The following is a 13,353-nucleotide window of genomic DNA, read 5'->3' as shown; positions in this document are numbered from 1 at the left end:
TTAAGTTCCGGTATAGGCAGTGGCACCACCACTCTATCCTCTATTGCTTTAGGAGAAAATGCACAAGGTGAGTTTCACAAGCTTGCTTATAACGCCCTTCTTTCAGGTGTCTTTGTCAGCTTGGCTCTTGGACTAATAGGCTTTATGCTATCGACCTATTTGTTTGCCCTAACCGGAGCCTCCGGTCCGTCTATGGTATTAGGTATTTCTTATACGCAGACTATATTCTTTGGTGCCAGCTTTTTTATACTTAGTTTTATTCTAAACGGTATACTCAATGCTCAAGGGGACACCAAGAGCTATCGCAATTTCTTGATTTTCGGATTTTTTATGAATCTAATTTTGGACCCACTTTTCATATTTGGTTGGTTTGGGATACCCAAAATGGGTGTGGTTGGTATTGCCCTTGCTACAGTAGTGGTACAATTCTTAGGTACTGTATATCTCACATATAGAGTCTTTAAAAGTCCTCTATTCAACTTTAAAACTTTCAAAACTGAACACTTATCGGCATCCACTATCATCAACCTTTTTAAGCAAGGTATGCCTGCCAGTCTTAATATGGCAACCATTGCTATTGGTGTTTTTGTCATCAATTATTTTATTCTTTATTATGACAATGCCGCCACAATAGCTGCTTTTGGTGCTGCCGTCAGAGTCGAGCAGTTGGCTTTACTCCCTGCTCTTGGACTTAATGTAGCCACTTTAACAATTACCGGACAAAACTATGGAGCAAAAAAAATCACACGCATCTACGAAGTCTTAAGTAAATCCGTCTGGATTGGTGTTGCGATTATGGTTATCGGCGCTATATTTATTTTCATTTTTGCACCTTATGCCATTAGTATATTTAATGACGACCCTCTTGTTGTTTCATCCGGTACAAGCTACTTACGCATCGAGGCTTTAGCTCTACCGACCTATGTTATACTAAATGCCATCATTTCAGTCTTACAAGGCATTAAAAAACCCAATTTTGCAGTTTACATCGGGCTCTATCGACAAATTCTCATGCCTTTCTTCCTATTTCAACTTCTAGGCACCTATTTCGGTATCGGCATATACGGCGTATGGTGGGGTATCGTCATTATTAATTGGAGTGCCGTTGCTATTGCTTTCTTCTTCTTCAGACGTATAGCAAATAAAGCCATTCCTTTAGCTTAAAGATCTTCATGACCCCTTTTTACTCAATCCCTTCAATGCAAAAGTTCCGGTGTTTTAGAAACATCTTCTAAATACCGGAACTTCTATTTTACGCTCTCTCATCCTTATACAACTACTCCACATCTAACATTTAAAAACAGACATTTTTTCTCTTAGTGCATCAATCGAATCATTGGACAATTCTTTTGAAGCTCTAATCACTCTAGACTCTTCATTAATGCTTACAGACTTCATAGACATATCCGCTAAACCATTGGAACTCTGTGTAATTGCTGCTGCGATTTCATCCATGCTGTTGGACAATTCGTGGGTTGCACCGTCCACATTATTAAATGCACTGAAAACATGCTCAAGCTTAGACTTAAACTGCACAGCATCTGTACTATATTGTTCACTAACCTCATACATATCTCGATAATCCTTCATAACATCTTCTTCAAAGAATGACATAATCTTCTCAATATCCAATGACATTTCTTGCACCGTTCCTACTATGACATCAGACACTTGTTGAATTTGACTAGCGCTTTTACTGGAAGTCTCCGCCAACTTCCTAATCTCGGCTGCTACAACAGCAAAACCTTTACCCGCTTCACCTGCTCTTGCCGCCTCAATAGCCGCATTAAGGCTTAATAAATTGGTCTGTTCACTGATACCCAATATAGCTTGGGTTAACATACCTATCTTTTCCACCTCTTTAGATTTTTCAAGCGAACGATAAATTTGTCCTTTTGTATTTTCATAAACTTCTTGTGCTCTATGAATTTTATTGGTTACCTGTATGCCAAGTTCTGACGCACGCTGGTCACTGGCTTGAGCAAGCCTAGTACCTTCTTTGATATCTTCTGTAATAATGTGCATCGTGGATACGATTTCTTCTATATGTGCATTAATCTCTTGAGATGAAGCACTGGTTTGTTGTGTACCTGAAGACAATTGCATTAATGTATCCGTCATATTCAGTATATCTGAATCTAATGAATGTAACTGTTCCTCGATTGTATTAGAATGTTCGAAGACTTCCTTAGAAGAATCGTTCACCGCCTGTACAATTTCACTTAAGCTCCCAATAAAAGTATTAATGGAGTGACCGATTTCCTGAAATTCATTTTTACTCTTGAGCTCAATTCTTATAGATAAATCACCTGTTTGTGTGATTTTTCCAAGCTTGGTTAGTAACTCCTTCATAGATTTATTAATGGTCATAGAAAGCCCCAATGTAAATATTGCTGAAATAACAGCAATGAGTATGATTGCCAATAAAGATAACCTCGTGCTCTTATCTAGAGTATTCTCTAGCTCAATCCTCGTATGTTCTCTTGCCAAATCCACATTAGCCTTGACACTCTCTGCAATCGGTAGGATACTATCACTAAAATTCGTGGTTTCATCTTGATATTCCAATATGGTTACAAAATAGTTGAATTTACTCAAATAATCCTCAATATCCACTTGAATTGCATCTAAATAACCTAACATGAGCTGAGAATCTGTTTGACTGCGTGTTTCTTCTACTAAGTCAAAAATCGCAAATATATGACCTTTGACTGTATTAATGTACTCTTCGTCATCATTATCAAGAAAATTATCACCGTCTTGGGTCGCTTGCATAAGGTAATCTCTTATATCTGCAATATTGTTAGATATGCTATAGCTTTTCTTGATTGAATTTGTCGAGTTGTTGTACAATATGCCGATACCTATAATCATAATGATTACAAGAGAAAACAGAAGAGGTACCAACACTCGGATGTTAAACATTCTATTGTTATGACTCATCTCCCTAATCTTCTTTACTTTTTGTTTCTGCAAATGACTCACCCTATCTTCTACGCCTGTTTCGCGTGCATATTCCTTGTGTAAACGTCAAACACGACCGCCGCTACCAATACCAGTCCACGAATGATATATTGATATGAAACCCCTACATTCATTAAGTCCATACCTTTTGTTAATGATGCCATAACGAGTGCACCAATAATCGAACCGGTCACTTTACCAATACCTCCTGATGCAGAAGTACCACCTACAAATGCACCCGCAATGGCATCTAACTCAAAACCCATACCAGCTGTTGGTGTAGCTGATTGCAACCTGGCTGTAAATAGAATACCAGATAATCCCGCCAACATACCCATGGATCCAAATACGATATATGTGATCCTCTTAACACTTACACCGGATAATTCCGCCGCTTCCGGATTACCACCCACTGCATATATATGTCGGCCAAGCGTGGTATTATTAGTTACGAAAGCATAGATTGCTACGACAACAGCTACAATAACCGCTGTCCATGACAAACCCTTAAAGCTTGCAATCTTCCATAAAAAGAACATGATGATAGAAGAAACAAATACTAATTTCATAATAAATATCGGTAATGTTGATACGTGTAGTCGATATGAAATCTGTTTAATTCTGTTCTTCACTTCCAAAAATACAAAAAGAGCAACGACCAAACCTCCAATAATTAATGTTAATATATGTAAACCCGGAACATTAGCAATATCAGGTATATAACCATTTCCAATGGCATTGAACTGGTCATTTGCCGTAAAAATTGTTGCACTATTGGTAACTCTAATTAGCAAACCTCTGAAAATCGTCATGGCTGCAAGTGTAGCAACAAAGGCAGGAACTTTAAAACCGGCTACCAAGGTTCCTGTCCAAAATGCGCCGATCAATGTACCCATGACAAGAATAAGGGGTATCATTAAGAATACTGGCATCTCAACAATTGAGGTTAACATGGCTGCTACGGCGCCTAAAAATCCGGCAATATAACCAATAGATAGGTCAATGTGTCGGATAACAATAACTAGAGTAACACCTACAGATAAAACTGCAATATAACCGGTCATATCAATTAAGTCCGATATAACACGAGGTGTCATAAACAAACCATTGGTTAAGTTGGTAAAGATAATCATTATAAAACCTAATGCTATGTACATACCATAATCACGTATGTTTTCTTTAATCGCTTTTGTTAAATCATTAAACATTTTATTAGCCTCCTATACAGTCGCCATTTCCATTATTTTTTCTTGGGTTGCTTCTTCAATTGGTAATTCCCCTGTTAAACGTCCTTCAGCCATGACATAAACACGATCGCTCATGCCAAGCACTTCCGGCAACTCGGATGATATCATTATAATACTTAATCCTTTAGCTACAAGTTCGTTCATGATGGTATATATTTCATACTTTGCACCTACATCAATACCTCTTGTCGGTTCATCTAGTATAAGTACATTAGGCTCTACAAATAGCCATTTAGATAATGCCACTTTTTGTTGATTACCACCACTAAGGTTCATTACTTTTTGCTCAATGGAAGGGGTTTTTATGTTCATCGATTCTCTATACTTTTCTGCTATTTCTATTTCTTCATTTTTATCAATGACCATATAATTAGATAATTTACTAAGGTTGGCAACGGTAATATTTTGTTTAATATCTTGTATTAGGATTAAGCCATTACCTTTTCTATCTTCTGAAACATAAGCCAATCCTTTGTCGATTGCATCTTTCGGTTTCTTCAGGCTAACTCTTTGATTATCAACCAATACTTCTCCTGATACATCATAAGACTTTGAATTACCAAAAATGCTAAGGGCAAATTCCGTTCTACCAGCACCCATAAGTCCGGCTATACCAACAATCTCGCCTTTTCTAATATTGAAATTGGCATCTTTGACAACATGCCTTCCTAGTTTTCGATCAAAGGCTGACCAGTTCTTTACCTCTAACTGTACATCTCCAAAATTCTTTTCCAGTCTTTTAGGGAATATATCATTGATTTCACGACCAACCATATATTTAATAATTTCTTTTTCATTAACTTCTCCCTGACTTGCTTTTAGAGAACATATTGTCTTACCATCTCTTAGAACTGTTACTGTGTCGGCTATGGCAATAACTTCCTTTAATTTATGTGAAATCATGATAGAAGTTACGCCTTGCTTCTTAAGATCTTTTAGTAACTCCAGTAGATTTTCACTATCACTTTCATTCAATGCGGCCGTAGGCTCATCTAATATCAATAATTTAACCTCTTTACTTAAGGCTTTTGCAATCTCAATAAGCTGTTGTACACCCACACCAAGATCGATAATCTTTGATGCAGGATGGATTTCAAGTTTGACTTTTTTTAACATTTTGGCTGCTTCCGCTTTTGTATCATGCCAATTTATTATACCTTTTTTATGGATTTCATGTCCTAAAAAAATATTTTCATAAACGGACAAATCTGGAATCAATGCCAATTCTTGATAGATGATTGCGACACCTTTTTTTTCACTATCACTTATACGTGAAAAGTTCTGAACTTCATTATTAAGGACAATATCCCCTGAATAACTACCATGAGGATACACACCACTTAAAACTTTCATCAAAGTCGACTTACCGGCACCATTTTCACCTACAAGGCAATGGATTTCACCTTCTTCAACTTCGAAATTAACCTGGTCCAAAGCTTTTACACCAGGAAATTCTTTCGTAATATTACGCATTTCTAATATATTTGCCATAATAGAGCTCCTATCATTCCTACATGAATTGCTTGGCAACCTATCAATTTGGTCGCTTGTCGACCAGTCAATTTGGTCGCATAACGACCTACCAATCAGAATCTGTTATGTGTCTTTTTCAATAGAATAGTGATAAACCCATGTGGGTCTATCACTATTACTAAATTCATTTTTAAGTCATATTGTTCAATGATTTATGAATATTTTTTATAGACCGGTAAATTCAGATGCTTCATAGTATCCTGAATCAATAATGGTTTGTTTAACATTATCCGTAGTTACTGTGATAACTTGAATGTCTTTTGCAGGAACTACTACTGCGCCATTATCATATTCACCATTTGTTACGATGGTTGCACCTTCAAGAACTTCTGTTGCTGTTGAAATAGCACCTTGTACAAGGTCTCTAACATCTTTAAGTACTGTCATGCTTTGTTTTCCCTCGATTACGTATTGGATAGAAGCTGTTTCAGCGTCTTGTCCTGTAACAAATATTTCTAATCCATCTTCTCTAGCAAATTGATCGTAAATTGCACGAGCTGTTCCATCGTTTGGTGCTAAGATGAAAGTTTTGCCTGATGGAGGTGCCGCTGTTATGTGTGACTCTGCTTTTGACTTAGCTACTTCCGGTTTCCAATCAGTTGTGATTTGTTCAATGATTTGGCCCATTTCTTCACGTGTTAACTCTGCTTTGTTCATGTATTCTACAGCTTTTGATGAGTTCTGAACAACGAATGAACCATCTGCGATCTTAGGTTGAAGCACATTCCATGCACCTTCAAAGAATAAGAATGCATTGTTGTCTGTTGCTGCACCAGCATATAGGTATAAGTTTTCGCCTGTTCCGCCTGCTAGATTGTCAACAAGGAATTGACCTTGAGCTGCACCAACTGAAATAGAGTTGAATGTGATATAATAATCAACTGCATCTGTATTAGTAACAAGTCTGTCATAAGAAATAACTGTAATGCCTTCAGCTTTTGCTGCTTGAACCGCTGCTGCTGCTGCATCTCCGTCTTGTGGTGTTATAATGAGTACTTTGATACCTTTGGCAATAAGGGTTTGAACGTTTTGCATTTCGCGTCCTGAATCACCTTGGCTAAATAAAATCTCAACACTATAATCTGTGCTGTCAAGTGCCGCTAAGAATCTAGCTTCGTCTTGTACCCAACGTGGTTCTTCTTTGGTTGGAAGAACGATACCGATGTCAACTGTGCCATCTGCTGATGGTGCTGCCGGTTCTACTTCTGGTGTTTCTGTAGTTGTGTCTGGTGTCGTAGGCGCTTCCTCTGTTTTCCCACATCCAGATAAAGCCAATAAGCTCATAACAAATGTTGCAATTAATAACAATGATACTAGTTTTTTCATAATTATCCTCCATTTAAATATATGAATTGCAGTTACAGTTACCATTATATTTAAATACGTCCATAATCACCATGGCTAGAATGCGACAAAATCATGACAAATTTAACATTCTATTTACAATTACGCTTTTCTTCTGTATTATTTTATGATTCATATAATGCTATTCTCTATAGATGTCTTCTTTTCTATGAAAACCATCGGCAACAACCGTCTCCATCATCGTTTCTTTGGTTACCGTCATAACATCGAGTTTTATATAAGGAATCTCCTCAACACCATTATTGATAGTCTCATCATTATTAAGCACTTGACCTTTGGCTAAATCTATGGCTAGAATTGCTGCTGCTTCTGCCAACTTTTTAATTGGCTTGTAGATGGTCACATGTTGAGTACCTTCTACAATTCTTTGGCATGCTGAGATATCTGCATCATGGCCTGCAACAAAAACTATTCCTGCTTGACCTGCTTCTGCAAGCGCTCGAATCGCTGCTTCTGCTAATCGATCGTTGGCACCAATAATAGCATCTATTTGCTTTCCTTCTTCAATTAGACTGGATATTAAATCATAAGCCGGCTCCTCTCGCCAATCTTCTGCCCATATTTCCTCTATAATATCAATCTCTCCATATCTTATGTAATCCTCCAAGATGGACATATAGCCACCATTAAACATATAGGAATTGTTATCCTCAGGTGAACCATTAATGATGACATAGTTGCCCTCTGGTGCTTGTTCAATAAGCGAGGCCGTTTGAAGGGCCCCCACCTTAACATTATCAAAGGATATGTAGGCATCAATAGTGACGCCGGTTATTAATCGATCATAAGCAATGACTTTGATACCCGCCTTCCTGGCTTCGTTTATTGCTTCTGTTATACCATCTTTTTCATAAGGCACCACGACTATGACATCCACCTTCTGATCTATAAGCATACGAATTTGTCGATTTTGTGTCTCATTATTTTCATTGGCGTTGTAAACAATGACTTCTGCACCCAACTCTATTGCTTTTGTCCTAAATATTTCTTGATCTCTTTGCCATCTTTCAATTACTAGATTATCCGCACAATAACCTATAACAATCTTGTTATTTCCTTTGTCGATTTTTTCAATCACAAGAATAATCAACCAGATAGCACTTATGATCAACCCCAATGAAATAAATGTGACCAGCAGTAGTTTAGATCTCTTTTCATTCAACTTCATAACACCCCACCTTTATTTAAAATCTGTTGGTGATACACCTACCAGTTTCTTAAACAAACGACTAAAATAGTTTGGATCATTATAGCCAATTTTATAGCAGATTTCCTTAACTGAATAGTTTTTGGTTTTTAACAGTTCTTTTGCAATATCCATTCTCTTTTCTCTAACATATTCAACAAAACTTAGGCCGATTTCTTCTTTAAATATTTTGCTAAAATACTGAGGGCTTATGGAAACTTCTTTAGAAATATCCGTCAAACTCAACTCTTCATTATATTTCGCGTCAATATACTCTTTGGCTTTTAATACAACTTTAGAAATATGTAAGTGACGCTTACTTTGAATCATCTGCGACACATATACCATTTTTCTAAGACACCAATTTTGTAGTTCGATCACATGTTCAATACGTCTTAGCTCTCCTAAGTATGTCGAATACCCGACCTCGCCTTCATCTAGTTTATGTCTATATGAGCAACTCAGTACCATAACCATCATTTCAGTCATGATATTGGTTAAATCAATCAACGAACTGCCAAATTTTTTCTCGATTTTATTAAAGAAAACACCCAATTCTTTGACCAATAATTCTTCATTCCCATTCTCAATCAGTTGAATGATATGTGTTTCATCACCTTTGATGTCCACATATGTATACTCGTTATCATGGGGCTCTCTTTCAAATATATCGTTTATATGCAAACTGTGGTCCCCACTCATTCGGTTAAGGGTATGAAGAGCTTCCTCTAGAGAATTTTTAATCTTGTCCAGTTTATAACAAGAACCAATCCCTATATGAATCTTCACATCTATCCATTCATTAATAACAGTCTGTATACTTTCCGCCAATTTTATTGCCTTTACCCTTTGTTCATACTCTTTTTCAAACTGATCCTCATAAACCATAATCGTAATTCTATTGATGATCATAGGCCCTATAATACATTTACACTTATACTTAATGATACTTTGCACTTTCGGATAAAAAGACTGAGTTCTAACCCCTGTTCCAATTATATTCTGACTTTCTTCTCCTTCTTCAGTGAATTCTAATACCATGATATAGGCTAACTCTTTATTAATTTCAAACAAATCACGGTACTTGTATAATTCATCTCTATAATCTGTGTTCATTAAGATTGAGTAAATGAAACCATGTTCTAAAACCGGTATAACTTTCTCTAGCTTTTCCCTGTTTTCGATCTCACGTTTTTTTTGCTGTCTTTCTTCCTCAATCTCTGACATAATCTTTATCAATACCTGCTTTAAATTGTCAAAGCTGACCGGTTTTAGTATATAGTCGCTGACACCAAGTTCAACCGCCTGTTTAGCATATTCAAACTGTTCATAAGCAGATATTATTACAAACTTGGTATTATGATGACGCTTCTTTATGTTGGTAATCGCTTCAATGCCATTGATACCTGGCATCTTGATATCCATTAAAACAATGTCCGGTACTGTTGTCATAGTAGCTTCTATGGCTTCTCTGCCGGAATTCACTTTGGCTACAACCTCAATATTATCAAATAAATCCTCAACCATGAACTCAATGCCGTCTACGACAATCTGCTCATCGTCTGCTATCATTAATTTAAACATCGCATCACTCCTTAATATGAGGTATCTTCATAATAATTTTGACCCCTGTTCCTTTTTCACACTCAATTTCAAATAGGTCGGATTGATGGAAAAACAACTCCAGACGGTCACGTACATTTCTGATACCAATTCCGAACTTAGTATGGGCATAATCTGCTCTTGACTTATTTAGAATCTGATCGGCCACATGGGCTGTCATACCTTTTCCTGTGTCCTTTACAGTAACAAAAGTAGCATCCCATTCATCTACAACATTTATAGTTATCGTTCCACCTTCTTCTAAACCGCTTAAGCCATGAACATAGGCATTCTCAACCAATGGTTGAAGAATTAGCGGCGGCACTTTCATATCCAAAGCTTCGGAGTCAATGTTGAACTCAAAGCGTATGCGATCTCCAAATCTGACCTTAAGCAACTCATAGTAATCCTTGATATTCTCAATTTCTTCTTTTAATGTACAACTCGAATCCATTTTTTGAATATTATAACGAAACAAGCTTGCCATGGTTTGAAAAAACTGACTGGTCTTGGTCGCTCTTTCCATAATCGACATTTGGACGCCTGCATTAATGGTGTTAAACAGGAAATGGGGATTGATTTGAGATTGTAATGCATAAAGTTTTGCATTATCAAGTAAATGCTCCATTTTTATATTTTTGAGCTGCTCATCTTTTAATTTAGCTTCCGTCTCTGCGCTCTTCCTAATTTCACTAATATAACTCTTAATACTGTTTTTCATATGATTAAAAGCAGTCGCAAGCAACAAGAATTCATCTTCTGACTCCACCACAATATCTTCTGTATCAAAATTCCCCAGTGCAATCTCTTCTGCTGCATGAGATAGATTGTTAAAGGGTTTTACCATTCTAGAAGTAATTAAGTAAACAATCATTAAAGATAAACCTATTAGGACAATAACAATCATATAGGTAATGTTCTGAAGAATCTTGATTTGCTTAACCAGTTGAGTATATGTTACTGAGTTACGATTGAGCTGTCTATTATTGAGTTGATCAATATAGTCTGCGATAAACCCTTTAATCGTGACACTTTTTTGATAGTGTTCATAATATTTAATTACATTTCTTTGTCTTTTGTAGGCAATGGCCTCATTTGCTTCAATGATATAAGCATCAATCAAATTCACAATATTTTTCATCATCATATCTTCTGCATTATAAGTCATCTGATAGGCATCTTCTACCAGAAGCTCTAATTTTTCACTGTTGATAATATAATCATTAAGCCTCGTCGAGCTTTTCGAACTCAAAAAACCAAGTAAATCTTCATCTAGGCTAATCATTAAATCACCCACTTGTGAAAGAAAAATGTGTTTTTCAAACATGGTTTCTATTTGACCCTGATAACGTTCCATAAAAGTTAGTGAATAGATACTTAACACCGTCATCAAGAATATAATGCTTAAGGTATAGACAATCATGTTGTTTCTTATAGAACTGAATTTATTGATTTTTGTCATAGGCTTCACTCTTTTCAGTCATATAGGCGGTAATATTTTCTTCATCTATCACTTGAAGGCTTGTATTGATATAGCTTGGAACATAAGTGTTGGTTTTGTACTCATAAAAAACCTTCAAAGCTTCCTTACCAATACCTTTGTAATCGGTAACAACGGAGCTTTCAATGATTTTTCCTCTTTCAATATAGCCCAAAATCTCAGCATCATCACCATATCCTACCAAAACAATGCGATTTACCAAATTATTGTCTACCAATACTTGAACCACACCAAGGGTATTTTCAGCGTTGGTACAAAAAATGCCATTAATATCTGGGTGGTTTCTAAAGATTTCAGTCGCCAAAATCTCAGCATTCAAAAAGCCTTGTTTCGTATACCTCACCAATTCAAGACTTAAACCTGGGTAATCTCTTAATGCATCCGTTATACCAAGAAGTAATAGGTCCTGTTGTTGATTTCCTTGTTTTTGATAGTTTTGTTGCTCAACAACAGCTATTTTCCCTATACCATCTGTAGCTTTTGCAAGAGCACCGCCTGCCTCTAAGCCAATTTTATATCGATTTACACCCACATAACTAATCCGATCCGATTGCGGTAAATCTTCATTTAATGTAATTACTGCAATACCCAAATTCATAAGTTCATCGATTTTATTAGTAATTCTAGGGTTGTCAAAAGCATGAACAATCACACCATCTGCTTTAGCATAAATCGCTAAATCCATTATCTTTAATACTTCGTCTTCAACATTCTCGCCTTCAAACATAATGACTTCGATGGAGATTTTATAGTCTTCACTAGATTGTTTTAAACCTTCTTTAAAAGATTGATCATAGGTTTGATTGGACTTATCTAATATAAGCATAACGTGATACTCTGCTGGTAACATAGATTCCCACAAATATTCACCTTTAGTTGCTTCTGCTATAGTATTTGACAGATATAAACCCATTCCTAAAAGAAACAGGAGAATCATGGACAATATTAAAATCGTCACGGAAGTGATTCTTTTATTCATGGTTTCACTCCTTTATTCATTCTTATTCTATTTTACATGGGTATTATGATGATTTAGAACTAAATACATAGACATTCTTATTGGATGATAGCATTTTTTTAATATCCTAATGATGATTAAGGCATCAAAACTTTTTAGCGAAACTTGTTTTTGACACTTTAATCAATGTCGATTTCTTTTTATTAATTGATAACGCAAGACTAGGTACTCTGCAAATATCACCATGAAAATAACAAAAATAGTTGTTATTATTACAGAGATATAATCTCCTTTATACCCTTCCTGTGATAAGTGCTTAATGAGAATTCCAATATAAGCCCATACTACAACAAACCCATAAGGCATATCTTTAAGGCGAATAAGGGTGATTATGCTTATGGCACCTCCAACAATTAAGATGATATTCATCCAGAAAGGCTCTGAAAGGCCAAAACCCTTCCACTGGGAATAAACCAAATAGGTAGTTATATTTGCTATGGTGGCTATTGTAATCCAACCAGAATAAATACTAAAGGGTAATCTAATCAAGAGTTTTTGAGTAAAATTCAAGGTATACTTTTCTATTCTTATACGAATAACAATAAGTAATAGTAAAAGCATCAGCATTAAGATTAGGGTGATACCAATATAATCATAATGCCACATAAAAATCCAAATTGTATTTATAACCGATGATATAGAAAAAAGAATACCAATTTCGTAAAGCATTTTTTGGGAATGTCGATTGGTAGTCCTTACCTCTATTAGTTGATAGACTATATGACCCAGTAGTAATAAGTAAATCAATCCCCATATGCTAAATGTAATGCCTGCCGGCGCAAATAAGTTACTATAGCGTTCCGACACAGCCCCTGTACTCACACCATTAATAGGTAATATATTAGCTAGAGCATTGATAGCGATCATTATAATATAAGTCAAAATAGTGATTACTACCATCCAAGTATGTTTTGAAACGCTTTTCATAATCAACCTC

10 protein-coding genes are annotated in these 13,353 nt (G+C 36.0%); 1 reads left to right on the top strand and 9 read right to left on the bottom strand.

The features are described from left to right. On the top strand, positions 1–1,164 hold a 1,164-nt coding region (locus AC6F8J_RS06935; protein WP_500722006.1), incomplete at its 5' end, for an MATE family efflux transporter. A 123-nt stretch (positions 1,165–1,287) separates the two neighbouring features. Here AC6F8J_RS06935 and AC6F8J_RS06930 read toward each other — a convergent pair. The 9 genes from AC6F8J_RS06930 to AC6F8J_RS06890 all read right to left on the bottom strand — a co-directional run bounded on the left by AC6F8J_RS06930 (position 1,288) and on the right by AC6F8J_RS06890 (position 13,343). After that, on the bottom strand, positions 1,288–2,976 hold the full coding sequence (locus AC6F8J_RS06930; RefSeq protein WP_500722005.1) for a methyl-accepting chemotaxis protein: 1,689 nt from the start codon (positions 2,974–2,976) through the stop codon (positions 1,288–1,290). Positions 2,977–2,993: 17 nt separating this feature from the next. Then, positions 2,994–4,172 (bottom strand): sugar ABC transporter permease, encoded by a 1,179-nt coding sequence (locus tag AC6F8J_RS06925; RefSeq protein WP_275843433.1) that lies wholly within the window; start codon positions 4,170–4,172, stop codon positions 2,994–2,996. Between the two features lie 12 nt (positions 4,173–4,184). Further along, on the bottom strand, positions 4,185–5,702 hold the full coding sequence (locus AC6F8J_RS06920; RefSeq protein WP_500722004.1) for an ATP-binding cassette domain-containing protein: 1,518 nt from the start codon (positions 5,700–5,702) through the stop codon (positions 4,185–4,187). A 207-nt stretch (positions 5,703–5,909) separates the two neighbouring features. Beyond that, positions 5,910–7,070 (bottom strand): substrate-binding domain-containing protein, encoded by a 1,161-nt coding sequence (locus AC6F8J_RS06915; protein WP_500722003.1) that lies wholly within the window; start codon positions 7,068–7,070, stop codon positions 5,910–5,912. 160 nt (positions 7,071–7,230) lie between these two features. Then, a complete protein-coding gene (locus tag AC6F8J_RS06910) occupies positions 7,231–8,277 on the bottom strand; it encodes a substrate-binding domain-containing protein (RefSeq protein ID WP_500722002.1) in 1,047 nt (348 codons plus the stop codon). 12 nt (positions 8,278–8,289) lie between these two features. Next, a complete protein-coding gene (locus tag AC6F8J_RS06905; protein ID WP_500722001.1) occupies positions 8,290–9,879 on the bottom strand; it encodes a response regulator in 1,590 nt (529 codons plus the stop codon). 4 nt (positions 9,880–9,883) lie between these two features. After that, positions 9,884–11,359: a histidine kinase gene (locus AC6F8J_RS06900; protein WP_500722000.1), complete on the bottom strand. Its 1,476-nt coding sequence runs from the start codon at positions 11,357–11,359 to the stop codon at positions 9,884–9,886. Beyond that, on the bottom strand, positions 11,343–12,377 hold the full coding sequence (locus AC6F8J_RS06895; RefSeq protein ID WP_500721999.1) for a substrate-binding domain-containing protein: 1,035 nt from the start codon (positions 12,375–12,377) through the stop codon (positions 11,343–11,345). Before AC6F8J_RS06895 ends, AC6F8J_RS06900 begins: the two co-directional genes overlap by 17 nt. Before the next feature lie 162 nt (positions 12,378–12,539). Continuing rightward, positions 12,540–13,343 carry a TspO-related membrane protein gene (locus tag AC6F8J_RS06890; protein ID WP_500721998.1) on the bottom strand — a complete coding sequence of 268 codons (804 nt, stop codon included), beginning with the start codon at positions 13,341–13,343 and terminating at the stop codon, positions 12,540–12,542. Positions 13,344–13,353 lie beyond the last annotated feature (10 nt).

This window comes from Petrocella sp., from assembly GCF_059865615.1.
Note: the sequence above shows the minus strand (reverse complement) of the source record. Positions and strands in the feature narration are given on the sequence as shown.